The organism is Halobacteriovorax sp. XZX-3, from assembly GCF_043196495.1.
In the GTDB taxonomy this organism is placed as follows: domain Bacteria; phylum Bdellovibrionota; class Bacteriovoracia; order Bacteriovoracales; family Bacteriovoracaceae; genus Halobacteriovorax_A.
Genome location: NZ_JBEBMO010000002.1, coordinates 320,370 through 345,224 on the forward strand (window position 1 = coordinate 320,370; position 24,855 = coordinate 345,224).

At 36.9% G+C, this 24,855-nt stretch carries 25 protein-coding genes; 12 read left to right on the plus strand and 13 right to left on the minus strand.

Annotated features, from left to right (window positions below):
- Window positions 1-113 precede the first annotated feature (113 nt).
- Window positions 114-638: a hypothetical protein gene (locus ABMA70_RS12025; protein ID WP_103217898.1), complete on the plus strand. Its 525-nt coding sequence runs from the start codon at window positions 114-116 to the stop codon at window positions 636-638.
- 61 nt (window positions 639-699) lie between these two features.
- Here the strand turns inward: ABMA70_RS12025 and metG are convergent, their stop codons facing one another.
- Window positions 700-2,184, minus strand: a complete 1,485-nt coding sequence (gene metG / locus ABMA70_RS12030; RefSeq protein ID WP_103217899.1) for a methionine--tRNA ligase — start codon at window positions 2,182-2,184, stop codon at window positions 700-702.
- Window positions 2,185-2,186: 2 nt separating this feature from the next.
- Complete coding sequence (gene leuS / locus ABMA70_RS12035; protein ID WP_392993273.1) at window positions 2,187-4,595, minus strand: leucine--tRNA ligase; 2,409 nt, start codon at window positions 4,593-4,595, stop codon at window positions 2,187-2,189.
- A 179-nt stretch (window positions 4,596-4,774) separates the two neighbouring features.
- On the opposite strand from leuS, the gene ABMA70_RS12040 reads away from it, so the two are divergent.
- Genes ABMA70_RS12040 through ABMA70_RS12050 form a run of 3 tightly spaced genes read left to right on the plus strand, consistent with a single transcriptional unit; the run spans window position 4,775 to window position 6,247 of the window.
- Entirely contained in the window at window positions 4,775-5,275 is a 501-nt protein-coding gene (locus ABMA70_RS12040) for a c-type cytochrome (protein WP_103217901.1), read from the plus strand.
- Between the two features lie 54 nt (window positions 5,276-5,329).
- Window positions 5,330-5,722: a cell envelope biogenesis protein OmpA gene (locus ABMA70_RS12045; protein ID WP_103217902.1), complete on the plus strand. Its 393-nt coding sequence runs from the start codon at window positions 5,330-5,332 to the stop codon at window positions 5,720-5,722.
- The gene (locus ABMA70_RS12050) at window positions 5,723-6,247 is read left to right on the plus strand and encodes a gamma carbonic anhydrase family protein (protein WP_103217903.1); all 525 of its coding nucleotides are present in this window, start codon (window positions 5,723-5,725) and stop codon (window positions 6,245-6,247) included.
- Here ABMA70_RS12050 and ABMA70_RS12055 read toward each other — a convergent pair.
- From ABMA70_RS12055 to ABMA70_RS12075, 5 genes are read right to left on the minus strand one after another with little or no spacing between them, the layout of a single operon-like run.
- Window positions 6,237-6,653: a response regulator gene (locus ABMA70_RS12055; protein WP_103217904.1), complete on the minus strand. Its 417-nt coding sequence runs from the start codon at window positions 6,651-6,653 to the stop codon at window positions 6,237-6,239. The two genes, ABMA70_RS12050 and ABMA70_RS12055, sit on opposite strands and share 11 nt — an antisense overlap.
- Window positions 6,653-8,128 (minus strand): ATP-binding protein, encoded by a 1,476-nt coding sequence (locus ABMA70_RS12060; RefSeq protein ID WP_392993269.1) that lies wholly within the window; start codon window positions 8,126-8,128, stop codon window positions 6,653-6,655. The genes ABMA70_RS12055 and ABMA70_RS12060 overlap by 1 nt, the downstream gene beginning before the upstream one ends.
- A 15-nt stretch (window positions 8,129-8,143) precedes the next feature.
- Window positions 8,144-8,605 (minus strand): hypothetical protein, encoded by a 462-nt coding sequence (locus tag ABMA70_RS12065; protein ID WP_103217906.1) that lies wholly within the window; start codon window positions 8,603-8,605, stop codon window positions 8,144-8,146.
- 3 nt (window positions 8,606-8,608) lie between these two features.
- The gene (locus ABMA70_RS12070; protein WP_392993266.1) at window positions 8,609-9,364 is read right to left on the minus strand and encodes a hypothetical protein; all 756 of its coding nucleotides are present in this window, start codon (window positions 9,362-9,364) and stop codon (window positions 8,609-8,611) included.
- A gap of 7 nt (window positions 9,365-9,371) precedes the next feature.
- Entirely contained in the window at window positions 9,372-11,096 is a 1,725-nt protein-coding gene (locus ABMA70_RS12075) for a SpoIIE family protein phosphatase (protein ID WP_103217908.1), read from the minus strand.
- A gap of 60 nt (window positions 11,097-11,156) precedes the next feature.
- Between ABMA70_RS12075 and ABMA70_RS12080 the strand changes: the two genes are divergently transcribed.
- The gene (locus ABMA70_RS12080; protein ID WP_392993263.1) at window positions 11,157-14,060 is read left to right on the plus strand and encodes a FecR domain-containing protein; all 2,904 of its coding nucleotides are present in this window, start codon (window positions 11,157-11,159) and stop codon (window positions 14,058-14,060) included.
- 167 nt (window positions 14,061-14,227) lie between these two features.
- The gene (locus ABMA70_RS12085) at window positions 14,228-16,549 is read left to right on the plus strand and encodes an RCC1 domain-containing protein (RefSeq protein WP_392993260.1); all 2,322 of its coding nucleotides are present in this window, start codon (window positions 14,228-14,230) and stop codon (window positions 16,547-16,549) included.
- Here the strand turns inward: ABMA70_RS12085 and ABMA70_RS12090 are convergent.
- From ABMA70_RS12090 to ABMA70_RS12105, 4 genes are read right to left on the minus strand one after another with little or no spacing between them, the layout of a single operon-like run.
- On the minus strand, window positions 16,517-17,602 hold the full coding sequence (locus tag ABMA70_RS12090) for a hypothetical protein (protein ID WP_392993257.1): 1,086 nt from the start codon (window positions 17,600-17,602) through the stop codon (window positions 16,517-16,519). The genes ABMA70_RS12085 and ABMA70_RS12090 overlap by 33 nt on opposite strands.
- 50 nt (window positions 17,603-17,652) lie before the next feature.
- On the minus strand, window positions 17,653-18,090 hold the full coding sequence (locus ABMA70_RS12095) for a DUF1499 domain-containing protein (protein WP_392993254.1): 438 nt from the start codon (window positions 18,088-18,090) through the stop codon (window positions 17,653-17,655).
- On the minus strand, window positions 18,090-18,407 hold the full coding sequence (locus ABMA70_RS12100; protein ID WP_103217913.1) for a DUF2288 family protein: 318 nt from the start codon (window positions 18,405-18,407) through the stop codon (window positions 18,090-18,092). The genes ABMA70_RS12095 and ABMA70_RS12100 overlap by 1 nt, the downstream gene beginning before the upstream one ends.
- Before the next feature lie 12 nt (window positions 18,408-18,419).
- Window positions 18,420-18,686, minus strand: coding sequence for a hypothetical protein (locus ABMA70_RS12105; RefSeq protein ID WP_103217914.1), 267 nt, complete (start codon window positions 18,684-18,686; stop codon window positions 18,420-18,422).
- A gap of 54 nt (window positions 18,687-18,740) precedes the next feature.
- Between ABMA70_RS12105 and ABMA70_RS12110 the strand changes: the two genes are divergently transcribed.
- The 5 genes from ABMA70_RS12110 (at window position 18,741) to ABMA70_RS12130 (ending at window position 21,846) form a co-directional block, all read left to right on the plus strand.
- Window positions 18,741-19,289 (plus strand): RNA polymerase sigma factor, encoded by a 549-nt coding sequence (locus tag ABMA70_RS12110; protein ID WP_392993251.1) that lies wholly within the window; start codon window positions 18,741-18,743, stop codon window positions 19,287-19,289.
- Window positions 19,279-19,896 carry an NrsF family protein gene (locus ABMA70_RS12115; protein ID WP_392993248.1) on the plus strand — a complete coding sequence of 206 codons (618 nt, stop codon included), beginning with the start codon at window positions 19,279-19,281 and terminating at the stop codon, window positions 19,894-19,896. Before ABMA70_RS12110 ends, ABMA70_RS12115 begins: the two co-directional genes overlap by 11 nt.
- 85 nt (window positions 19,897-19,981) lie before the next feature.
- On the plus strand, window positions 19,982-20,275 hold the full coding sequence (locus tag ABMA70_RS12120; protein ID WP_392993245.1) for a hypothetical protein: 294 nt from the start codon (window positions 19,982-19,984) through the stop codon (window positions 20,273-20,275).
- Between the two features lie 3 nt (window positions 20,276-20,278).
- Window positions 20,279-21,097, plus strand: coding sequence for a DUF692 domain-containing protein (locus ABMA70_RS12125; protein ID WP_392993243.1), 819 nt, complete (start codon window positions 20,279-20,281; stop codon window positions 21,095-21,097).
- Complete coding sequence (locus ABMA70_RS12130; protein ID WP_392993240.1) at window positions 21,094-21,846, plus strand: DNA-binding domain-containing protein; 753 nt, start codon at window positions 21,094-21,096, stop codon at window positions 21,844-21,846. The genes ABMA70_RS12125 and ABMA70_RS12130 overlap by 4 nt, the downstream gene beginning before the upstream one ends.
- Here the strand turns inward: ABMA70_RS12130 and ABMA70_RS12135 are convergent.
- Window positions 21,796-22,485, minus strand: coding sequence for an RluA family pseudouridine synthase (locus ABMA70_RS12135; RefSeq protein ID WP_392993238.1), 690 nt, complete (start codon window positions 22,483-22,485; stop codon window positions 21,796-21,798). The two genes, ABMA70_RS12130 and ABMA70_RS12135, sit on opposite strands and share 51 nt — an antisense overlap.
- 167 nt (window positions 22,486-22,652) lie before the next feature.
- On the opposite strand from ABMA70_RS12135, the gene ABMA70_RS12140 reads away from it, so the two are divergent.
- The gene (locus tag ABMA70_RS12140; protein WP_392993235.1) at window positions 22,653-23,993 is read left to right on the plus strand and encodes a hypothetical protein; all 1,341 of its coding nucleotides are present in this window, start codon (window positions 22,653-22,655) and stop codon (window positions 23,991-23,993) included.
- 35 nt (window positions 23,994-24,028) lie between these two features.
- On the opposite strand, the gene ABMA70_RS12145 is transcribed toward ABMA70_RS12140, so the two are convergent.
- The gene (locus ABMA70_RS12145) at window positions 24,029-24,853 is read right to left on the minus strand and encodes a mechanosensitive ion channel family protein (RefSeq protein ID WP_103217922.1); all 825 of its coding nucleotides are present in this window, start codon (window positions 24,851-24,853) and stop codon (window positions 24,029-24,031) included.
- Between the last annotated feature and the right edge of the window lie 2 nt (window positions 24,854-24,855).

A 24,855-nucleotide genomic window follows, 5' to 3' on the forward strand; every position in this document is an offset into this window, starting at 1 on the left:
AACAAAGAAGTATGCCTTAGCACTAATAGCTATTGGCCTCAATAAAAAATACTTTTAATAGCATTTCATGTACCCTACAATAAATTAAGTTTTAATTTACTTAAGGGTTTATTTTGAGAAATCTTCTTTCTTTATGCTTACTTGTCTTAATTTTATCGTCATGCACAGAGAGTGACATCGTTGTAGGTGTAGATGTTAATCCTCTGGAGAGCCTCTCTGTTGAAGAAGCATTCTATGCTCAGGCCATAGGTACTTGTACAAATAATACTCGCCAGCATAGGGCCTTGATGTTTACTGGAATTCTTTCAAGAGAAATCGCGGGAGAGCGCTACGTGGCCGAGGTAAAGATTATTCTTGATCGGAATGCAAAGACCTATGACATGATCTATTCGGAATATCCATTTCCCGCCAATATAGATCAAACAAACTTTACAACTAGTTTATCAAGTACATATGAAGTTGTGGAAAATACTATTGCTTTAAATAACTTTGCTATTATTAAAGCAACTGTAGAAAATGATAAAATTTCTCCTCTTATGGAAATCACAAATGACATTCGAAGTATTATTGATACTAGAGCTATTGTAGGACGTGCGAAGTTCTATTCAGATGATGATATTGTTAATGAGTGCTTGTAGTCAGGACGATTACATTACTAGTATAAAAAAAGCCTCCGATTCGGAGGCTTTTTATTTGAGTCTATTTTAATTCTACCTTAGGGAAAAGTGCTTCCGGCGGTTGAGGCGTATAAGTCGCCTTACCAAACTCCATTAACTCAGATCCATTTACGCTTGAACCAATATATTCAAGAGCAGTCTTTGTACAGTTTGGTAGGAAAGCCTGTAGCATATAAGATGCTGCGGCCATTCCGTAGAAACAGTTATAAGCGATTGGAGCAAATGCTGCTTCATCAGCCTTGTGCTTCCAAGGCTCTTTGTCGTTAACGTAAACGTTGAGGCTAACGATTAGATCCCAAATAGCATCAATTGCTTTATTGTGCTCACGCTTTTCCATGAACTCTTTAGCACGTTCAAAATATGGAAGAGCATCGATCTCTTGAGTTACACCTTCAGCGTTATAAACTTTATCTGGGAAGCTCTTAAGGCCTAGCTTGATAACTCTCATTAGAAGGTTACCGTAGTCATTTGCAAGTTCACTATTGTGTTTATCTACTAACTCTTGCTCAGAGAATTTTCCATCTCCTGAAGAAGAAATATTCTTTAGCATATAGTAACGGAAAGTATCCGTTGGATATTTTTCAAGCATCTCAAATGGATCAACAACATTTCCAAGAGACTTACTCATTTTCTTTCCGTCTTCAGCAAGTACCATTCCGTGAACGTAAACTTGTTTTGGAAGAGGAAGATCAGAAGCCTTTAGCATACATGGCCAGATTACAGAGTGGAACCAAAGAATATCTTTTCCAATTACGTGCATATCTGCTGGCCAAAACTTTTCTCTCTGGTCTGTAGTAAGAGCAGAGTAGTAGTTAATTAAGGCATCAAACCAAGTATACATAACAAATTTGTCATGACCTGGAACTGGAACACCCCAGCCTTGGCTTGGACGAGAGATGGCAAGGTCTCTTAGATCGTCATTTTCAAGGCGAGAGAGGATTTCTTTGTAGCGTGCAGTTGGCACGATAAAGTCTGGATTTGCTTTTAGGTGATCGATAATCCAGTTTTGGTATTCACTTAGCTTAAAGAAGAAACCTTCTTCTTCTTTTAGTTCAAGTGGCTTGTGGTGTTCTGGACAATTGCCATCTGGCGCTTGTGCTTCTGTATAAAAAGACTCACATGAAAGACAGTAATTACCAGAGTAGTGACCGTGGTAAATCAGTCCTTTGCTTTCCAGGTTCTTCCATAGTTCAACACATGTATCAGCATGGCGCTTTTCAGTTGTTCTAATGAAATCATCGTATTGGATATTTGCTTTAGCACATAGCTCTTTGAAGATCTCAACATTGGCATTTACGAACTCAAGTGTATCAAGTCCAGCGGCTTTTGCTGATTCAATTAGTTTTTGTCCGTTCTCATCAGTTCCTGTTAGGTAGTGAACTTCTTTTCCAAGAAGTTTATACCAACGAGCGTATGAGTCAGTTACGATCTTCTCATAGGCATGGCCAATATGTGGACGCCCATTAGGGTAGTCAATTGCAGTCGTCGTATAAAATGTATTTTTCATAATTATCCTTTTACAACAATATTACAAATTCTACCTGGTACGTAGATTTCTTTTACAATAGTTCCTGTTAGGAATTTCGCAACTTTCTCATCAGCTTTGGCTTGAGCTAGAAAGTCTTCTTTTGAAATATCTGCTGGAACATCAATTGTTGATCTCGTCTTACCATTTACTTGGATGGCCATTGTGATGAGGTCATCTTTTGCAAGCTCAGCATCAAATACTGGCCAAGCTGCAAGTGAACAAGAAGTCGTCTCACCTAGGTTTGCCCACATCTCTTCAGCAGCGTGTGGTGCAAATGGAGAAAGAAGTCTTGTGAAGGCCTTAGCTGTCTCAACAGAAACCTTGCCAAGCTTGATAACTTCATTATTCATTACCATCATTGCTGAGATAGCTGTGTTAAAACGTAGGTTCTCAACATCTTCAGTAACTTTCTTAATTGTCTTATGTAGGTGCTTTAGAACGTCTTGGTTTGTTTCTTGACCTTCGTAAGTATTTTCTGGGTTACCGTAGAAAGTGAAAGACTTTCTTAGGAAGTTAAATACTCCTTTTACACCTTTCGTTTGCCATGGCTTAACTTTTTCAAGTGGCCCCATAAACATTTCATAAAGTCTTAAAGCATCGGCACCGTATTCAGCGATAATATCATCTGGGTTTACTGTGTTTCCTTTTGACTTACTCATCTTCTCACCGTGCTCATCTAGGATAAGACCTTGGTTGAAAAGTTTTTGGAATGGCTCTTTTGTTGAAACAAGTCCTAGATCAAAAAGAACCTTGTGCCAGAAACGAGCATAAAGTAAGTGTAGAACAGCGTGCTCAACACCACCAACATATAAATCTACTGGCATCCAGTATTCTTCTAATTGTTTATCCCATGCAACTTCAGAGTTTTGTGGATCGATGAAGCGTAGGTAGTACCAACAAGAACCTGCCCACTGAGGCATCGTGTTTGTTTCACGTCTTGCTTTCTTGCCTGTCTTTGGATCAGTTAGGTATAACCAGTCATCAATACGTGCAAGTGGAGATTCACCAGTTCCAGATGGCTCATATTTTTCAACTTCTGGAAGACCAACTGGAAGCTCATCTTCATCAAGGCATCTTACTGTTCCATCTTCAAATTTAAGAATTGGGAATGGTTCACCCCAGTATCTTTGGCGAGAGAATAACCAGTCACGAAGTTTGTAGTTAATTTCTTTTTTTCCAATTCCTTCAGCTTCAAGGTGAGCGATTGCTTTTGCGATACCGTCTGCCTTATTAAGCCCATCAAGGAAACCTGAATTAATATGAGTTCCGTCACCTGTGAATGCAGCTTCATTTACATCGCCACCTTCAAGTACAGGAGTAATTTCTAGGTCGTACTTCTTAGCAAATTCCCAGTCTCTTTCATCGTGAGCAGGAACGGCCATGATCGCACCAGTTCCGTACGAGATTAGTACATAGTCTGCAATCCAAACTGGAATCTCTTTTCCATTAAGTGGGTTGATTGCATAGGCTCCAGTGAATACACCAGATTTATTTTTGTTTAAGTCTGTTCGATCAAGATCTGACTTAAGAGATGCTTCTTTAATATAAGCTTCTACTTCAGCTTTCTTCTCATCTGTCGTAATTTGAGCAACTAGGTCGTGTTCAGGAGCTAGAACCATATATGTTGCACCAAATAGAGTATCTGGACGAGTTGTGAAAACATCAATTTTCGAATCAACACCTTTTACAGAAAAAGAAACTTGGGCACCTTCAGAGCGTCCAATCCAATTTCTTTGTAGCTCTTTAAGAGACTCTGGCCAATCAAGATCATCAAGGTCTTCTAAAAGACGATCAGCGTATTCAGTGATTTTTAACATCCACTGCTTCATTGGCTTTCTGATTACAGGGTGTCCACCAACTTCAGATTTACCATCGATTACTTCTTCGTTAGCTAAAACTGTTTTTAGCTCTGGACACCAGTTAACAGAGATCTCGTCTTCAAATGCTAAACCTTTATTGTAAAGTTGAGTGAAGATCCATTGAGTCCATTTATAGTAGTCAATACTTGATGTTGCGATCTCACGATCCCAGTCATAAGAAAATCCACAGGCCTTTAGTTGTCTTGTGAAATTTCCAATATTTTCTTTTGTGATCACACTTGGGTGTGTTCCAGTTTTGATTGCATAGTTTTCTGCAGGAAGCCCAAAAGAATCCCATCCCATTGGATGAAGAACATTATGTCCGTTCATTCTCTTGAAACGTGCAAGAATATCTGTTGCTGTATAACCTTCAACGTGACCTACGTGAAGTCCTGCTCCAGAAGGGTATGGAAACATGTCCAATACATAGTATTTAGGTTTTGATTTGTCTGTTGAGTCTGTTCTAAAAGTTTTGTTGTCGTCCCAAAACTTCTGCCATTTTGGTTCAATTTCACCAAAGTTGTACTGCATTAAAAGCTCCTGAATTTACTAGTAAAATATCAGGCCGAATTATAAACCCTATAATGTAGATCGTCTATTATGTGTGTCGCGTTAACTTGGGGATGCCCCGCTAAAGGAATTGCCAAAATAAGTCAGTGGATTTATACTTAAGCCATTAAAAGTAGATTAATTTTTTGAATGGAGAAACGATGTATCGTTTAGTGCTTTTTTCCCTAACGCTAGTAGGGCTAGTTCTTGTTATGAACCTATCGGGTTACCAGAGTGTTGAAGTCAACAATGAGAAATATAACTTTGAAAATGCAAAGAAAGCGCACGCTGCTCACTTAGTTGAAGTTGCGGAACTTGCTAAGAAGCACGCAGAAGTAACAGCACCTCCAAAAGTTAGTGATGAAGTTATCGAAGAGAAGACTCTTATTCCTCTAGATACTCCACAACTTGTTAGAGCAGATAAACTTTATAAGCAATGTATTGCATGTCACGCTAAAGATGGTTCAGGGAAAGCTGCAAATAAGGCACCAAGAATCGGTGGTCAAATGGAATGGTATATTGAGAAGCAACTTCTTGATATGAAATCAGGGGCCCGTGTTAACCAACAGATGTTAACGATTGTTAAAAAACTATCGACTGAAGATATTGCAGACCTAGCGGCTTACTTATCTAAGGTGCCATGGGGCGGAGTTAAAAACTAAAATTGAATATCGATAAGAAGCCGCTTTTAAGCGGCTTTTTTTTTGGGAGCAACCATGAGAATATTTTCACTTTTACTACTTTTGACGATTACTGCTTGTGCATCTAAACCAAAGCTTTATCCGAACTCAGCCTATCAAAGATACGGAAAGGTCCAAGCCGATCGCGATATTGAAATTTGCATGGCCAAGGCCGACGAGTTTCTTGAGAGTGATCGTGGAAGACAAATGGTTCGTGAAGGTGGAAAAGGTGCTGCGTGGGGTGCTATTGTAGGCGCTGTGGCAAGTGCAGTCTTTGGTGGTAATGCTGGTAAAGGTGCTGCTCAGGGGGCCGCAATTGGTGGTGCTAGTGGAGCCGCTTCAGCGGGGCTTAGTGAAGATCAGATCAAGCAACGTTTCGTAAACCGTTGTCTTGCGGAGAAAGGCTACGAAGTAATTGGGTGGAGATAAATGACTTTATATCGTTATAAAAATATTGAACCGACAATTGGAGAGGGATGCTTTATTGCAGACTCTGCTGATGTTATTGGTAAAGTTTTCTTGGGAAAGAATGTTTCTCTTTGGTTTAAAGTTGTGGCCCGTGGGGATGTGAACGAGATTCATATTGGCGACAATTGTAATATTCAAGATTTAACAATGCTTCATGTAGAAGATAATATTCCCCTAATCATTAAAGAAAACGTTAGTGTTGGTCATAGTGTGACTCTTCATGCTTGTACAGTCGAAGAAGGCTGCTTAATTGGTATGGGGGCGACCGTCTTAGATGGAGCAGTTATTGGGAAAAACTCAATTGTAGCTGCCGGAAGTGTTGTTCCTCCTGGTAAGGTATATCCTCCTGAGAGCTTTATTATCGGAACGCCTGCTGTGGTTAAAAGGAAGCTTACTCCACAAGAAGTAGAGCAGTATAGTAACCACTATAAATCGTACTTAATAACAAAAGATGAGTATTTAAACGAAGTCGAAGTTATTTGCTAAGCTTTAATAGATTGAAGACTTTATCAACAAGGTCATCTCTTGAGAAAGGCTTAACAAGAACATTTGTTACTCCTGAATTGATTACACTCACCATTGATCGGTTATCTAAGAATCCTGAAATAAGAAGGTATTTCATCTTCTGATACTTCATCGACTTACTTGCTATATCAATGAAGTAAGTTCCATCTTTATCAGGTAATTTGTAATCAATAATAACTAGATCGAAATCTTCATTTCTTAGTTTTAATAAAGCAACACTTACAGAGTCGGCCGTGACAATATTTCTAAAAGCACCAGTTTGCTCCAGAAACGTTTTTATTAAAAAGCAAATCTTATCTTCATCATCTACGATGAGAATAGAAGGTTTTTTAGGTGTAAGTGAATTCTTAGAAGGGGACATGGCCATTAGTCCTGCTCCTCATTTTTAATACCAAGCATATTTAATATATCTTCTCTATTAAAAGGCTTCTCAATAAAGCCTTTAATCTCTTTATGATTATCAAATTTTGATTTATCCGCTACTCCTGACATTACGAAAGTAGGGGTATTGAGGCCATTTTTTATGATATCTTTGGCAAACTCAACACCATTCATATTTGGCATATCATAATCAGTGATTATGGCATCAACATCAGTACCTTCTAAGATTCTTTTTGCTTCAATAGCACTTGATGCAAAGATCAAAGTAATAGGTCCTTTTGCAAATAAGTTCGTAAAAAGATTTAAGATCTTTGGTTCATTATCAATGATTAAAACTTTTTGGAAGCTATGGTTTACACTAAGTTCACTATCCGTAAAAGTTGTCGTTTCCATTTTCGGAAGAGTGATTTGAAACTCACATCCAGTTTTTGTATCAATTAATTCAAGTGATCCCGAATATGAATCAATGATTTTAGAAGAAATTGAAAGTCCAAGACCTGTTCCTTCTCCTACCTCTTTCGTGGTAAAGAATGAATCAAATATCTTTCCTCGATTTTCTTCAGGAATACCTCTTCCATTATCTTTAACTGTAATGATGTAGCAGACATCATTGCTGGAGATTGAAAGTGAAATTTTTGGATCTTTAGTATTTGCCTCACCCAGAGCGTGAATTGCGTTGGTAACTAAATTGATAATAACCTGTTCTATCTCGATAGGATTAACTTTAACGATCGAAGATGTGTTTACATTAAAATCAAGAGATATCTGATTCTGCTCTAATGGTAGTTTCAGTAGGGTAAGAGACTTATTGATAATATCTTCAAGGGTAATAAACTTCTTATCACTCTCTCTATTATGAAGAAAGCTCTTTAAGCCTTTGACGATTTTAGTGATACGATCAATTGACTCACGAGTATCACTAATACTTTCGTGGATAATATCATTTTCTTTTAATTCTTCTCCGGCCAAAAGAACACTAATTAATTCAATATTTCCTGAAGCAATAGTAAGTGGATTTGAAATCTCATGGGAAATCGTTGCTGTAATTTCCCCAATTGTACTTAACTTATCAGCTTGAATAATTTGATTGTGAATTTGCTTCAGCTCTTCAATTTGATAACGATACTTCGTATAGAGATTTTTCTCGATACTGATGTCGTTAAAACAAATTACTTTCTCGTTGTTGTCACTTTCAATTGCTTTGATAATAACGTGATAGAAGGTTTGATCTTCTAAGAAAATCTCTACTTCTGGCCCTACCTTTACATCATTCATATCTTCAAGAAAATCTTCAATATCAAAGCCGGTAAATAGGGTGCTAAGCTTTGGCGATTTTTTTAAAACTCTTGGCGACTTTTTGAAGAATGAAGCAAAGAAGTGATTATAATAAACTATCTCATTGTCATTATTTATGACACAGATTGGTTCAAAAATGGAGTCGTATAATTCGTATTTTGCCATCAGTTACATCTTTGTTTACTTCATCTGTTTAATGAATTGAAAGTACTGTGCTTCAATTGCATCAAATTCGAGTTCTTCACCTTCATCACTTTTCATAACAGGTGCCTTGTTATCAACGACATCACTTGTTTTAATAAGCATCATTTTTACATCGTCTGAAGATTCTTCGTAATATGGAGCATAGAAGCTTTCAACTTTTATTCCCGGTTTTATAAAGCCATGAACCATGTTAATTTGTTCAATAACTGCCTGTGGACAATGAGAGTAGGTGATTGAACCAGTCAGCTCTGAAAGCATATTAATCCATTCACGAATTCCACATGAGTTAATCATCTCAACAGCATCGAAGTTGATATGAAGATTTTTATCTTTAACTCCAAGGATTGGTGTTAGATCAGCATCTTCATCAATTCTTCCAATTAAATTTAAAATCGTTTCATCATTTTCGGCCTTAATTTCGACCTTTAAGTTACTCATATTTTAATCCTTTAAATTATAAAAACTTATTGATGGTATTCTTTTACTAATATCTTTATACCGTTTATTTTTTTCAATATAGATGTAGAAGCTAGTGCTATCTTGATTTCCAACAATGTGAAGTTGATCACAATTTTGAAGCATCAGATAAAGTCCAAGCCCTGCTCCACGTCCTTCCTGCCTCGGTGTCTTCTCTACAGCTGCTCGGTAGAGAGAATTTATAATTGAGGATTTTCCCACATTAGTATAACTCCTGTAGTGGAGGATCGTTTTATGTTCATCTTGAGAAATTTCAATTTCTCCATGTTTTTGGCTGTTTACTCGATGAAAAATATCATTTGTGTAAAATTCATTTGTAATCAATTTTAATTTATTTTCAAAGCTATCGTGATAATCTTTTAAGTCAATACCATCGAGTAATTGATGGCACTTCTGATCAAATTCATTTTCAAGAGTTATTTCTATTTTGTTTGTTTTTTTTGAATTGATTCTACTATCAAGATTGTTTTGTTTCTGCCTTGTTAGATAGGCAATAACGCTCTCAACCTCATCTTGTATGCAAGGGGAGGCTCCAATGAGGTGATTTGTTCTGTTGTCTTTAAGGTACTTTAAGTTCACAAGTATATCGTAGCGACTCAAAAAGATATCACTTGAATCAGCTAACTGATCACTGATTTTAAGATCAAGACTCGAGGATTGAATTTTCATTTTTTCAATCTCTTTAAATTGTTCGTTTGCAATCTTAAATTCTATACCCATAAGTACATCACTTTATTTCCTGGCAGATGAGTGTAAGATCATCATCAAATGAATCACTTCCTCTGTGGTCGTATACAACAGAAACTATTGTATCACGAATTTCAGTGGCCGTGTGCTCTCCATATGTCATTAAGATCTTTAGTAATTTTCTTAGGCCCCATTGTTTGCCTTCACTATTTTCTGCCTCTGTTATTCCATCTGTCATATAAACAAGCAGATCACCTTGTTCTAGAATGATCGTTTCATAGTCGTAGCTAGAGTCTGCACTTTCTCCAAGTCTTGGCCCTTTAGCATCAAGTAGGGGAATGATATCTGCTTTAGTAATCTCAGGCTTTTTAGGAACCTTAAGCACTTCTAAGTGACTTGCATTAGTATATGAGTATTCCTTAGTCATTGTGTTATAGACCGATACAAAGGCAGTAAGAAGTATTTTATTATTTGAAAGATTAATAACCTTATTTAGATGTGAAGTAATTAAAGCTGGCGAGATTTGACTCGAATCTTCTGTCAGTCTTATTTTAATACTATTAAATGCAGAATTGATTGCTGAAGTTAGAAGGGCCGCTGGCAGGCCGTGACCTGTTGCATCTGCTATGATGGTAATAATATATTCATTAAATTCGAAGTGTCCCCACCAATCTCCACCACACTCAGAAGCTGGAGCAGCATAAGAGCTTAGGCGAACATTTGGTGTATCAATATCTTTTGGCGGAAAGAACTCTTCTTGCACCATTTTAGCAACTTTCACTTCTTCATCTAAGCGTGCTTTCTCTTTCATTTTTTCAATATATTCTAGAATCTCACGACTCATTTGATTAAATGAGTCTCCAAGTGTCCCGAGCTCATCACTAGTGTTGATCTCTACTGTTGATTCAAAATCTCCCTGACCAATACTGATGGCCCTTTGGTAAAGCTTTTCTATCGGCTTTGAGATTGTTTTTGATAGAAGGATAATAATTATAGTCGACAGAGCAATAATAAAGACTGCAAAGAATATAGCTCGCTGAATAAGAAACTTTGTTACCGATAGTGCATCCGACTCTGAAATTGTTGAAACAACAGAAAGTGCAAATGCCTTTGTTTGTGCTATGGAAACAAGGTAGTCGTCATTATTGAAAGTTAACTTTTTTACAATGTTATTTCCCTTAAGTTCATTCTTATCATAATTATGAAGTCCAATAAGGTCATTTCCAAGAACAAGTGCTCCATCTTTAAAGACAAGCGTATTATATGTTCGATTTTGTGAGAGTAGGTTATTTAAAATATTGGCCTTGATAACAATTGAAGTAAGACCTTTATTTATCTTTTTAGTTAGAATAACAAAAACATCTTCTTTGTATTTGAAAGAAGTAAGTGAGTTATCTCTTGTGCTCTTAGGAATCACTAACTTGAAATCATTTTCATTTTGTTCAAAATCTTTATTGATTATGAATTGGTTCTTTTCAATGAAGGCGAGAATATACTTACTTTCTGCTACGGCCTTTGCTCTAAGTTTATTGTTCTTTATAAGAGATAAATTTTGGAGATCATTCTCAATTTTATTAAGAGTATAGTTCATCTCCTTAGCAACACTTGTAACATTGAATAGTGAGTTCTCATATAAGTAGGCTTTCTTATCCTTTTCAAAAAGGTGAGTGGCATACTTAGTTAGAAAAGCGATAACAATTATTAGCAGCGCTGTATTAAGCGATATTAATTTAAGCTTGATCGGAAATGTCGGTCTTTTGCCCATTATTTACCTATGTAGAAGTCTATTGAATATTTAGATACAATGATATTAACGATTTGCGTCATGCGCAAGAATGAGAAAAGAGTACCAGGAACAATTTTGGGGCGACTAAATTCATTAGTTGATACATTTCTAATCTTGATGTGCCTTTGTGTTGCGGCCTTTGCCGGCAACCAAGTTTTTAACACATCATATATTCCACCAATCATGGGTGGGGAGCGCATTACTTTAGGCCAAGTCTTCGAATTACAAAATGATGTGAGAAGAAGAAGTTTTGATAATTTCTCTTGGCATGATCTTGGTTCAAACGAAGCACTTTTCCATAATGATCGTATTTTCACAGATAGAGATTCTACTGCTCAGTTGGAATTTAGCTCTGGTAACCGCATTAAAGTCTCCGAAGAGAGTCTATTTAAAATCACACAAGAAACAGATGGAATTAATCTTAATATCGAACAAGGTGTTATCTTTGCTACTCTTAATAATGCAAGTGAGGCCTTTGTTGTTAAAGTAGGTGATCAGGTCTATGAGATCACTTCAAATGATTCGAAGATTAAGATTTCAAATACAAATGGTAATAAAGAGTTGTCTGTTCTTGATGGTAAGGCAAGCGTAAGACTAGGCGATCGTGAAGAAACCATTGAAAAGGGTGTAAGAGTACTGCTTACTGATGAGAGCTATACTATTAAGCAGAGCTGGCCAAGCGAATTTTCTCCCGTTGATGGTGATGTGTTCTATGTTAATGAAAAAAATAAAATTACATTTAAGTTTAATGAAAAAGTAGAAAAGTTATACATTTCAAACTCTCGTGAAGCTTTTGAAAACGGAGAAGCACATACTGTTAATGGACTCGAACTTAAGTTAGAGAATTTAGCTCAAGGCAGTTACTATTGGCAGGTAAGTGATGAAAGTAATGTTTCAACGGAAAAGTCATTTGAAGTTATCTATGAAGTTGTCCCTGAGTTTGAAAACCTCGATGAGATTCAAAACACCGTTTTAGTGAATAAAGAGAAGCTCATTTATACTCAAGCATTTGAAAATATCGAATTAATGATTAATGGAAAAGTTTGGGACGATTTTGATTACGATGAAGGTGAATTGAAAATCTCTTTTTCGGAGGTCGGTGAGTATGAACTTTCTTATCGAAACAAAAGTGAGACGCATCCGTATGCGCTCTTTTCTAAACCTGTTTTAATTAAGGCCGTTGCAAAGCCTGGAGATATTGTTTTAAAGAGACCATTTAATGGCGAAGAATATTATTTCTATAATGATGGTACTGTTAAATTTTCTTGGGAAACTCAAGATCTCTTTAGTGGGGTTAGTACTTATCTAGTTTTAAATGGCAAAAGACAACTGGTTGCTGGGAGTTCTTTTTCTACTAGTGTTAATGAAAGTGGAGAATATTTTTGGTCATTGGAGTATGTCCTAAATAATGAAGTGATTGCTCGTTCAAAAGAAAATAAATATATTGTTACTTTTGATAATGACAACAGTGCTCTTGAACAAGGACGTAAGATAGTTGTTAAAAAGCCAGGTGATGTTATTGATTTAACATGGCAGCAACAGGGGAGTGATGAGTTCATTGTTGAGATCTCTCGCGATCGTAATTTTAGTGCTATTAAAGAATCTATAAAGACCACTGAAAGTAATACTAAGCTACTTATTAAGGAACTTGGTGTTCACTATTGGCGTGTTAAGAATGAGGAAAATAAATTTGTTCCTCCCGTTAAAATAATTATTGTACCTCCGCCGCCACCAAAAGCGCCTCGTATTGATAAGGTCGAAAAGAGAGTTCAAGTTATTAGGCAGTCACTACCAATTGCCATCGTAAATTTACTAATTGATCAGGCATTTGCTCAAGAGAAGATTGAACTTAAGTGGGAGCCTGTAAGTGATGTTAAAGAGTATCGTATACAAATTCTTGATGGTGAAAAAATTATCGTTGATGAGAAAGTTAAGAATAATCGTTATGAGTGGGATGACTATCTAACAGGTAACTTTCAGTGGAGAGTTTCTGCAATTGATTATTGGAACCAGGAAAGTCCATTTTCTGCGCTTGAGGATTTAATCATTACAAAAAAGTTTGGTGGAGCAAAGGGGATTGATCTTGTTACTCCAAGACACGGCCTTGTTATTAATGAAGGTGATATTGTTGAGATGAAGTTTGACCAAGTTCGTGGAGATAAATTCTTTATCGAAATTTCAAAAGATAAGTATTTCACAAATATTAAGGAAATACCTCTTGGAAATAAAACAACTTATACTTTTAGAAATAAATTAGCAGAAAGCTTTTATTGGCGCGTTAAGGCCATTGAAAAGAAGGACGTAATCTATTCTAAAAAAAGAAGAGTTGATGTTTTAAGTAAAAAAATTGCCAAAGTAGAAAACAGTAGAAAAAAGATTTTTACTCCAGGTAATAAGAAAGAAAAAAATTGGTATGTAGGCTACGCTCCTGAAAAAACAAATTATGAAGCCATTAGTAATGGAAAGAAAATTGTCGTTGATGATATGAACTTGATCTCATTTTATGCTGGCCTTAAGAAAGATTTTAAGGTCGCTGTAACTGATTTTGAATTACGTCATTCGAGTGGTGTTGTTTTTGATGATCTTGCATTTAATCAAACGCGCTTAAAAGTTAGCAGTCACATGCCCTTAAAGAAGCTCCCTCGCTTCAAATATGGTGCGGCAGTTGCTTTTGATTATCGAAGTACCCTTGCTTATGAGGGAAGTGAAGTTGTTTCAAATGCTGAGTTTACTTTCAATATTGGTATAAGCGGTATTTATGAATTTGAAAAAATTAAGATAAAAGCAGAGTATTTCATCCTTGGTTTTTCTGGCCTTAATGCAGAGGCACTCTATCAGATTAATAATAAATATCAGGTTGGTTTCCAATATCAGACCCTTGAAAAAGATGACCCAAGTATCACGCTTGATAAGATGGCCTTCAAACTTCAGTATAGTTTTTGAAAATATATTTTATGGACTGACCAGTATATGGGCCAGATTTTTGGCCCAATAATCTTAATATTCCCTTCTAAGTTATTGATAATGAATAAAAGTAAGGCCATTTTCGGGGCATGCCGATGGGCGATTTATAATTAGAGCAGGTTTAAACTTGAACTTGTGAGGGCATTTTGAAAAGAGAAAGTAAAAGGCCACATTCACATTTATATTCGGTAAAGCTATTTGCTTTTCTCGTTGGGGTTATGTTGGTTGCTTCATCTTGTGTTCCACAAGATGAAGTTGAGGATTTAGTAAATGTACCGGGAGCAGATCTACCAACGCTTCCAAATCTTGATGTAGCTTGTTACCAAGATGTGTATGCACCTAAAGAAGAAGATATTACGAGAAATATAGATATTCTGGTTATCCCAGATACTTCTGCTTCAATTATTTCTGAAAGAGCGCAAATTGCAGAAGGATTTAATGCCTTCTTAGATGTTCTTCCATCGGCCGCTGATGTAAATATCGCAGTTATGTTGGGGCATGGGTCTGGATCGACACACTTTGGTAAGCTTTATACAAAGTCGACGGAGCCGACAATTCTTTCAAATCGTTCATTAACAATTGAAGAGATTAAAACACACTTAAGAACAAAAATGGAGAACCCAGCTGGAGACTATCGAACTGATGGTGGGGAGGCCGGACTTGCATCTCTTAATCGTGCACTAGAAGACGATTACTATAGCTCTATTCAAGGACAAGGCTTCTTTAGAGAAGATGCAGCTCTTGTGGTTGTATTTGTCGCTGATGAGCAAGATATTTGTGCGATTTATCCGGAAGGTGTAACACCTGTTCCTGACCCTCAAGGTGGTGAGGATCGTTCACGTCTTACTGAATGTTTTGATGGTGAAACACAAATCGTAACTCCTAAGAGTGTTCTAGATAAATTAAAGGCCCGTTATACAGATCGTCCACTTGTTACAGGTGGTGTTATTTATAACAATCTAAGTACTATTCCATTTGGTGGAGAAAACGAAATTGGATATGGTTATAAAGAGTTTGTTGAATTTGGTGGTGGATTCACTGTCGACATGGCAACTGGTGAATACGGAGATGGGTTATCTAAACTAGGTACACTAGCAATGTCACGTATTGATCCTGTTAATTCATTTAACCTAGAAGTAACGAATATTGATACGAATACGATTCGAACTTTTGTTGATGGAAAAGAAGTACAGTATTCATACGATACTGAACTGAATATTGTTTCACTCAATGAGGAGCGAGGTCCATTTTCAATTGCAGCTGTTCAATACTGTGAAAAGCCTTCAGTTACAAAACAGGTTATTCAAATTGTAGCAGGTGGTTCACACTCTTGTGCTCTTATTGCAAATGGTGAAGTAAAGTGTTGGGGAGATAACTCTAAAGGTCAGTTAGGACAAGGTGATACTGTTAATCGTGGTGATGATGAGGGAATTGATTCGATTCCGGCCATTGATTTAAACGGAGAGCTTGCACTACAAGTCATTGCAGGAAATCTTCACACGTGTATTCTAACTGAATCTAATAAAGTTAAGTGTTTTGGTGACAATACTTATGGACAATTAGGGATGGCATCAACTGATACTTTAGGTGATGACGAACAATTATCAGAATACGGTTATACTGAAATTGGCGGAATTGTAAGAAAGCTTTATGGTGGTACTTATCATAACTGTGCTCTTCTAACGACAGGTGATGTTCGTTGTTGGGGACAAAACTATTATGGTCAGCTTGGTACTGGTGATACTGAAATAATTGGAGATGATGAAACTCCAGCTCAGGGTAATCTTGTTGCTTTAGGGGCAAAGGCCATTCAAATGGATATTTCTTCGATGAGTTTCCATGCCTGTGCAATTTTATCTGGTGGTACTCTTAAGTGTTGGGGACGTGGGACTCACGGACAGCTTGGCCTAGGAAATACTGACAATGTGAATTCTCCAAGCTTGGCCACTCCAACGCCGAAAGGAGTAATTGCAGTTACAACTGGCGGTATCCATACTTGTGCACTTCTTTCTGATTCGACAGTATATTGTTTTGGGAATAATTCTCAAGGTCAGCTAGGAGATGGAACAAGTGAAGCAATGGGTGATAATGAAACTTTAGATAATCATACTGCTCTAGACTTAGGTTTTGAAGTTGCCTCAGTTGTTGCTTCAAACACTGCAACATGTGCTCTCTCTAAAGCTGGAGATGCAAAGTGTTGGGGTAACGGAACTTCTGGTAAGTTAGGTCAAGTTGGCACGGCCAAGATTACAGGTGATCTTGCAAACCTTCCAGCAATTGAACTTGGAAAGAGCGTTTCACAAGTTTCAGGTGGACTTAATCATCATTGTTTCTTAACAACTGATGAAGGTCTTGTGAAATGTATTGGTAATGGTAGTAAGGGACAACTTGGTAATGGAAATACAGATTCTATCGGTGATGATGAGTCGCCTGTATTAGCAAACTTCCTTGCTCTTTTTAATATTTAAGAAATTAATTCCAAATAATAAAATCATAAGAACGATGGCACCGAGTATACTTTCATTATTCGGTGTCATATCTTCTCTCACAGCGCAGCCAGGATCAATTCCAGATTGAAGAGTTTCAAAACCGTTTGCTCCAAGGGTTACTATCGTTGGGTTAGGTGAGTAAGAACCACCAACTCCTGTAATGACTCCATCAACTTCATCAAGACGAATGATCCCGTCTCCGCCATTTCCACCGGCCCTTCCTAAAACTCCACCTGCGGCTCCACCTGTACCTCCTGAGGCATCGAGAGCAGCATTGAGTTCGATATTACCAACTGCTTGTAAGAAGATAACTCCACCGGCGCCGCCACCTGAGCCACCAGAGTCTCCGTTGGCAGAAGTTGTGCCCGGCTGTCCAGCTCCACCATTGGCCAGAATAGGAGCGTTGATATACATATCTCCACCTGCGGCGATATGAATAACTCCACCTCCGCTTCCTCCTGGAGTTGCACCAGTTTCAGTCGCACCACCTTGCTCGCAGCCACCTCCGCCATTTCCGCCACCGGCACCACCAAGCATTTGTGCTTCAAGATTTAAAGCTGAGTCATATGTTACAGATGTGGAACCAGGGGCACTTAGAGTGTCCGATCCATCAACTGGTCCTGAAGAAACACCTGAGCCACCATTTCCACCAAGGGTTGCATGGGAGCCACCGGCACCACCACTACCGCCAATATCTGAAAAGCTTGATCCACCACAGGCTGCATCCGTTGCACTCGATCCTTCCGATCCTGGAAATGCTACTGGACTTAATCCTGGACCATAGCCTCCAGCAAGACCTTCTGCTACTGAGATTGTGTGAGCAATTGTAACGTCACCTTGAACTTTAATGATTAGTGGATTATTTCCAGTGATTGTAAGAGCACCAGTTGTCGTTAAGTCAGTACAATTATAAGTCCCACTTGGGATTAATCCTGTCCAGTTGCACGAAAGATCACTACCGTCGCCAGTGTCAACAGCGGCAAAAGTAGTTGATGATAATAGTAGGAATATGGGTAGGATAAATCTCTTCACTGAAGAAATTTTAACATATCTTAACTATGTCTTTAACTAGGTATAAATGGCTAGAAATTGCCTTGAAAGAAGTTAAAGCGAACCGCCTCAATATCCTTTCTTCCTTGATTATATGAGAAGAAACTTTGTTTCAAAACTTGAGAGCGTACTTCAATCTGTTTTGCAGCTTCGTTGAAGATGAACTCAAGTTGAACTTCTTCATTTGTGGCCTTTAAATAGACCTCATTTCTTTCGATTTGATAGCCACCAATCTTTCTGATGACACTTGCAATCTTTTCAATATTCTCTTCAGGAGTTGCCCCTAGCATTTTAAAAGGCATGATATAACTTGAAGATGCTTTCTTCTCTTTAGAAGAAAGACAGTTGTCGATGGATGGACAAGTAAAATTATCTAGACTCGAAGACTCTTGAATTAGAAATTCCTTTGAGCATGATGCTGTTGTTAAAAGAACAGCAATAATCACTGATAGTCTAGCGAGTCTTTTCATTAAATTAGTCCTTCTCTTTTAATTTTCACTAAAACATACGGCTGAACTATTAGGTATTGGAATTCAGTGTTCTCTTCTTCCCACATTGTGATTTGTTCATCTGTTGGACGAAACATCTGTTCATCAGCAAGCCATTTCTTAATATATTCAACTTCGTCACGCGCCATTGTAAATCCTACGGCCGCAAGCTCAAGTTCATCAGTTATCATGAATAATGCTTCTCTTTCATGGTGAGGCTTTAGTAAGTCCCACTTTGCATCATCAATATCATTAGCTAATCTGTCTAATAGGTTCTCATTGTTATTTTCATCGTTCATATTAATTTCCTATTAAATTGCTTTCATCATTTTCTTATCATTATTAATTTGAGCAATTAACTTTTCATCAGTGTCGATGTAGTTAGAAGTGTGAACTTTTTTTGCTGCTTCAATTAATTCTTTAGAAGGATCTTCTTTGTCGATTTCGTTCTTAAGAAGAGAGTAATATTCTCTTTCTAGTTTATTCTTTTTTTCTTCTTTCTTACGGTAGTATGGAGTTAGGATAAAGAGGAAAGCAAGAACGGCAATCATCGACCAAACAATATGATAAATTTTCAAAAATACACCTCATGATTTAGTTTCGTTATAAATATACTATGTTAAAATTGCTCTGTGAATGATTTAAAGAAACTTGTTATTCTTGCCCAAAGCGGTGATGCACAGGCTTATCACGTCTTTTTGGAAACCGTATCGCAAACAATAAAACGCATTGTTTCTTTTAAGGTTTTTAACGAGTCACATCGCGACGATATATGTCAGGAAATCTTAATAAGTATTCATCATTCACTACCGACATACTCGCCAGATCGACCGATAATGCCTTGGATTAATTGTATTATTGAACGTCGAATAATCGATTACATTCGTAAATACACGAAATTAGAAGAAAGAGAAGAAATATTTGATGAGGCCGTCACAAAAGAGGCTAATGCATCGAATAATACAATAGAAAGAGTTGCGCTCGAGCAGCAGCTAGAGCTGTTGATTGAAAAGTGTCTAACTGACGAATTGAGTAAACCGCTTCTCATGGCAAAACTTGAAGGGTTAAAAACGAAGGAAATCTCACAAGAGCTCGGAATTAGCGAGGCTGCGACACGAACGAGAATTTCTCGTGCTATGGCAAAGCTAAAAAAAGCGGTTAGGATTAATAATGGAAAATGAAAAGTTAATAAATTCATTAGTAAGTGACTTGAGGCCAGTAAAGAGATTGGCATCGCCAAGTCTTAGGACATTCTTTTGGCTTATTCCACAAGTCGCGATTAGTTTAATTGCAATTTCGATTAGTTCACCAATTGACTTTAAGTATATGCAAAATGCACAATTTATTATCCAAGTAATTGTTGCCCTAATTGCACTTGCCATTGGTTCTTACTTTGGTTTTGCTAATACTGTGCCTGGTCTATTAAGTGAGAAGAAAGCAAAGCTTATTTTCGTGCCATTTATTATTTTATTCGCTCTTATTATCTTTAATCTTTTATTTCCTATTGGCCTTGATTCGGCCCATGAGCATCGAGCAAATTGTTATCAAGAATTGAGTGTTCTCATGATTATTGGATTTGCTCATAATTACTATATGCTTAAGAAAGGCTTTATCGCTTTTAATAATGCAACTGTAGCGACAAGCTTATTAACAAGTGGGATGATCCCATTAGTAATTCTTTACTTTGGTTGTTCATTTTCGACAAAGCATCTAGTTATTTCTCATTATCTACCAATCTTGGTTATTACAACTTTAGGTATGATAATTTTTAAATTTACAAAAAAATAAAGTAGAATGTAACAATTTTAATTTTATATTCGAATAATTGAGTAAGAAGGAATTTAGCTTCTTAAAAAAAATAAAGGAGAATATTATGAATTCTAAAAAGTCACTATTAATGGGTGCCGCTGTTGCTGGTCTAATGATTTCATGTACGGGAACAGAAACTAAGATGCCAGAAACGGCTGCTAATGAAGTTATGTGTTACGGAGTAAACTCTTGTAAAGGTCAAGGGGCTTGCCACGGTAAAGTTGATGCTTGTAATGGAAAAAACGGATGTCAAGCAGAGCTTAAGTGTGGTGGACAAAACTCTTGTAAAGGTAAAGGCCTAATTAAACTTACAAAAGATGAGTGTGAAGCTAAAGGCGGAAAAGTAGCTGCAAGGTAAGAAATGCAAAAGTACGGTGTTGGATTAAGACATACACATTTTCCATATTTGGAAAGTGAACACTCGAAGTCACAAGAAGGTGTCGAGTGGTTTGAGGCTCTTCTCGAAAATTATATGGGAACTTACGGGCGACCATTTAAAATGCTTGAGAAGATTAGGGCCGATTATCCAATAGCGTTTCACGGAGTCTCTTTATCAATTGCCTCTAGTGAAGAATTAAATTTAGCTTATATGAAAAAGGCAAAAGAGCTATATGATAACTTCGATCCTTTCGTGACGAGTGATCATATGTGTTGGACAGGGCATGCCCATTCAAATTTACACAATCTTTTGCCTTTTGCGTATACTAAGGAAAATCTTGAATTCATTGCTGATAAGGTAATGAGAGTTCAAGACTTTTACGCAAGAGAGATGGCCTTTGAAAATCTATCGGCCTATTTTACTTTAAATAAATCGACAATGAGTGAAGCCCAGTTCTTAAATGAATTGGCCAATAAAAGCGGCTGTAAAATTCTTTTAGACTTTAATAATGTCTACGTAAATGCAGTAAACCAAAAATTTGATGCAGCTGAATTTTTTGAAACAATTGAGACCAAGAATGTTTCTCAAATACATCTTGCTGGTTACTCTGACTTAGGTACACATCTTTTTGATACTCATTCTCATCCCGTTCACGCCGAGGTGTGGCAATTGTTTAAAAAGTATTGCCATAAATTTGATGTTCCAATTCTTCTAGAATGGGATGAAGACATTCCTGAATTCCCAGTTTTAGAAAGAGAAGTCTTAAAAGCAAAAGAGATTTTTGAAGGGGCCTTATTATGAATCATCATGATTTTCAAAATAAGTTCCTGAAGGGGGTTCTTTCGAAAGATATATCTCACGATATTATGAATGAAATGATTCCTATTGGTGAATTATCAAATGAACAAGTGATGGAAGTTTATCAAAATGACTATCGTGCACGCTTACAAGAAGTTATTGGTGATAATTTTGAAACATGTTGGTTTGTCATAGGCGATGATGACTTTCTCGATATTTCACTGGCCTATGTTGAGTCTAGGCCATCTGAATTTACAAATCTACTTCATTATGGAGATGACTTTCCTGAGTTTATTTCTTCACGTGTAAAAGAAGTTTCTTTTATTAGAGAACTCGCAGAGTTTGAAAAAAGATTTTGGAATTTATTTCATCAAAGAGACAATTCAAAATCATTTAATCCTCAAGAGTTTGGAGAAGGAATTTTTGAAATTCCTTTTATTTTAAAAGATACTTTCTCTCTTTTTTCTAGTGAAGTTCAGTTATCTGAGCTTTGGCAAATGAGAAAAGGTGATAGTGACAAGAGTTTTCATGACATTCAAAATAATGAATTAACAATTCTCTATAAGAGAGATGAGAAAATGCAGATTCAAGTGATCTCAGAGGGGATCTTTGAACTCATTACAAACTTAAAGAATCATCAAACAATCCTTGAAGCTGTCGAAGAAATTGAGGAGGATAAATTAAGTGATCCAACTTTGTGGTCAGTTTTCTTCAATCTTCTTGGTTATATTGCCGAGATCAAAGGCAAATAAATCGTTGGCTATTTTAAGACAGTCTTCTGTGACTGGTGACTCGATGACGATATCTTCTTGAGTGATTGGATGCTTAAAACATAATTTATAAGAATGAAGAAAGATTCGGTAGAACTTATAATCTTTCCTAAATTGATTGTTAATCGACGAATGGCCATATTTCGCATCACCAACTAAATTGTGCATACGACGAGAAAAGTGTTTTCTGATTTGATGTTGGCGACCTGTGAAGATTTCAATGTCAACAAGACTGTACTCTTCATTTGTAGCGAGTCTTTTAAATGCTGTCTTCGCATCTTGAATACCCTTGTCTGTTTTAATTGGAAAGTCGTACACGCCTTCTTCTTCCGCTACGCCCTTAACCATTGCAACATAGTGCTTTGATACATTGTCACTATTCCATTGTTCCTTCATGAGCTTTGTTGCTTCCTTTGACTTTGCAAAAAGAACAACTCCTGAAACTGGTTTATCAAGCCTGTGAATAGGAAAGAGATAAATATCTGTTTGTTTCTTTAGCGATCTTAGAAGACTTCTTCGATCAGAGCTTCTGGCCTTAAAAGGGTGGACTAAAAGATCACTTGGCTTTGTGGCCGCTATATAGTGATCATCTTCAAATAGGACTTGGATTTTATTCTTCACGAGTAAATATATATCAGATTTGATCGAGGTAAGTATATGAAATTTTAGGAAGTCTTACTCTTTTACTAAGGTACTTCTTATAAGTTACCGATATGTGAGATGTGAGAATATTAAGAGAGAAACTATTTTTTATTTTATTTATATGTGTGGGCCTTTCGCTGCCTTCCATGGCATCTGAATCGGGTGTTCTCTATCGCAATGGGGCGACTACGATTTCGTATGACCGCAGCAAAGATCAATTTATCTTTAGAGATGAAAAATCAGTTTCAGAGTATTCAAGATTTCGCTACAACGATTTAATTCTCGAAAAATTTCATCGTATTCCTATCGAGGATCACGGTGAAGTCGAAAGAAGATTAAAAATGGTAAAGAAAACGTACCATCTTTCAGCTCCTGCTCCTGAAGAAATTTTACAGGAGAGTCTGGCCGTTGCTTCAAAAATTAATGAGGCAGATGATTATGGCTGTGGGGATTCGAGAATTAATATCGGAGATGACCAAGTTGCTTATACGGCAGAGATTGAAATAGAAAAGCTTGATGTTAAGAAAGAAGGCTTCTTTGGCCTTGGAGAACTTGAGGGTGCCGAGTTTGAATTAAATACTTCAAATGATAATCCATTACATGGTGGATTAATGGCCCTTGGGATAACTAACTTCAATGAGCGTGATGGTATTGAAGGAGATGATCGAGGTCTGACTTTTGGTGCAAAAATTTCTGCTAAGTTAAAATTTGAAAATGGTGAGGTCCTATTTAGCTATAACTCGAGGGCCTATACTAAACTTGTTGAAAAATCTTGTGGCGTCGCTGAAATCCATGGACGTTTATACGAGAGGTTCTGCTATCAAAACGACGACGGTACATGGAATCAAGAAGGATTAAATAGAGACGATATTGACCTTAGTGTTTATCGATTAATAGGTGATGATAAAAAGAGCTTTGTCCAACTTGGAGCAGGTTTAACAATCCTTGACGACAATGGGCTTGCGATGAATACTCAAAGAGCTTGGCATAAAATGTCTAAGTCTGCGGGAACGGTTCAGTATAAGAACTACGGTCATATGGATCAAGTGGTATCACCGAAAGCACATTTTAAGGTTGGAAAGATCTATGATTATAAAAATGAAGAGGGGACGATTTCAACAACCTCTCAAATCTATACTGGAGGACAGCTTTCTCATATTAGTGGAAACGAAAATTATGTCGGCTTAGGTGGCGAGTTTAAAGTTAACTTTAAGCCACAAGATAGTAACGGTAAATTTCCAGCAGTAGAAACTCGTTTCTACTATGACGGCCAATATACACAAGAAGGTGAATTAAATCATTACTATGGTGTTGAAGCTAAAACAAATGTCTATACAACGAAAAAGTCTGTTATCTATATTAAAGCGGGTATGGGAATTGAAGATGATCAGTATACTCGCCAATACGAGAATTATGGAAAGTCTTTTCTTAATCGTAATTTAGATATTCAGCACTACTTAGGAATTGGTATAGAAAAAAGGTTCTAAGCAAAGCAAAGAACCTTTTGTATTTATTATGGTGATTATTTTTCTTGATAGATATGAACATCTCTTTGAGGAAATGGAATCGTAATCCCTTCTTTATCAAACTCTAGTTTTACATTCTCATGCATATCAAACATAACTTGCCAGTAGTCCGCAGACTTTACCCATGGCCTAACAGCAAAGTTAACTGAACTATCTGCAAGAGCAGCAACTGCAACGACAGCTTCAGGTTCATCAAGTACCATTGGATGCTCTTTTGTAAGTCTCATTAGAACTTCCTTGGCCTTCTTGATATCGTCTCCGTACCCAATTCCAAAAGTCATATCAACGCGTCTAATTCCTTCAGCTGAGTAGTTTACAATACTTCCAGATGAAAGTGATCCGTTTGGTAGAATGACAGTTTTATTATCTGCAGTATTTAAGATTGTGCAAAATAGTCCAATCTCTTTTACCTTACCAATAAACCCTTGAGCTTCGATTACATTTCCAACTCTAAATGGCTTAAAGAATAGAATAAGTACACCACCAGCAAGGTTACCAAGAGCTCCTTGTAGAGACATACCAAAAGCAAGACCTGCAGCACCAAGCATTGTAATGAAACTCGTTGTCTTAACTCCCACCATTCCAATGATAGTGATGAATAGTCCAATTTTTAGAGCAATACTTACGATTGAAGTGATAAAACCTCTTAGAGATAATTCAACTTCTTTCTTTTGTAGCGCTTTATCAACTAATCTATCGATGAAATTGATAACTTTAAGTCCGATAATTAGGACGACAATTACTTTGATAAATTGAATTCCATACTCAGCAGCATGATTCATTAATTTTTCAATATTGGCTTCATTTAATAATTCTTTCATTT

What these genes read in the sequence shown, in the direction of transcription:
- ABMA70_RS12040 (WP_103217901.1), top strand. Translation starts at nt 4,775, where the DNA reads ATGTATCGTTTAGTGCTTTTTTCCCTAACGCTAGTAGGGCTAGTTCTT.
- ABMA70_RS12075 (WP_103217908.1), bottom strand. Translation starts at nt 11,096, where the DNA reads ATGGGCAAAAGACCGACATTTCCGATCAAGCTTAAATTAATATCGCTT.
- ABMA70_RS12055 (WP_103217904.1), bottom strand. Translation starts at nt 6,653, where the DNA reads ATGGCCATGTCCCCTTCTAAGAATTCACTTACACCTAAAAAACCTTCT.
- ABMA70_RS12045 (WP_103217902.1), top strand. Translation starts at nt 5,330, where the DNA reads ATGAGAATATTTTCACTTTTACTACTTTTGACGATTACTGCTTGTGCA.
- ABMA70_RS12130 (WP_392993240.1), top strand. Translation starts at nt 21,094, where the DNA reads ATGAATCATCATGATTTTCAAAATAAGTTCCTGAAGGGGGTTCTTTCG.
- ABMA70_RS12065 (WP_103217906.1), bottom strand. Translation starts at nt 8,605, where the DNA reads ATGAGTAACTTAAAGGTCGAAATTAAGGCCGAAAATGATGAAACGATT.
- ABMA70_RS12100 (WP_103217913.1), bottom strand. Translation starts at nt 18,407, where the DNA reads ATGAACGATGAAAATAACAATGAGAACCTATTAGACAGATTAGCTAAT.
- ABMA70_RS12060 (WP_392993269.1), bottom strand. Translation starts at nt 8,128, where the DNA reads ATGGCAAAATACGAATTATACGACTCCATTTTTGAACCAATCTGTGTC.
- ABMA70_RS12125 (WP_392993243.1), top strand. Translation starts at nt 20,279, where the DNA reads ATGCAAAAGTACGGTGTTGGATTAAGACATACACATTTTCCATATTTG.
- ABMA70_RS12115 (WP_392993248.1), top strand. Translation starts at nt 19,279, where the DNA reads ATGGAAAATGAAAAGTTAATAAATTCATTAGTAAGTGACTTGAGGCCA.
- ABMA70_RS12145 (WP_103217922.1), bottom strand. Translation starts at nt 24,853, where the DNA reads ATGAAAGAATTATTAAATGAAGCCAATATTGAAAAATTAATGAATCAT.
- ABMA70_RS12095 (WP_392993254.1), bottom strand. Translation starts at nt 18,090, where the DNA reads ATGAAAAGACTCGCTAGACTATCAGTGATTATTGCTGTTCTTTTAACA.
- ABMA70_RS12050 (WP_103217903.1), top strand. Translation starts at nt 5,723, where the DNA reads ATGACTTTATATCGTTATAAAAATATTGAACCGACAATTGGAGAGGGA.
- metG (WP_103217899.1), bottom strand. Translation starts at nt 2,184, where the DNA reads ATGAAAAATACATTTTATACGACGACTGCAATTGACTACCCTAATGGG.
- leuS (WP_392993273.1), bottom strand. Translation starts at nt 4,595, where the DNA reads ATGCAGTACAACTTTGGTGAAATTGAACCAAAATGGCAGAAGTTTTGG.
- ABMA70_RS12080 (WP_392993263.1), top strand. Translation starts at nt 11,157, where the DNA reads ATGCGCAAGAATGAGAAAAGAGTACCAGGAACAATTTTGGGGCGACTA.
- ABMA70_RS12120 (WP_392993245.1), top strand. Translation starts at nt 19,982, where the DNA reads ATGAATTCTAAAAAGTCACTATTAATGGGTGCCGCTGTTGCTGGTCTA.
- ABMA70_RS12070 (WP_392993266.1), bottom strand. Translation starts at nt 9,364, where the DNA reads ATGGGTATAGAATTTAAGATTGCAAACGAACAATTTAAAGAGATTGAA.
- ABMA70_RS12140 (WP_392993235.1), top strand. Translation starts at nt 22,653, where the DNA reads ATGGCATCTGAATCGGGTGTTCTCTATCGCAATGGGGCGACTACGATT.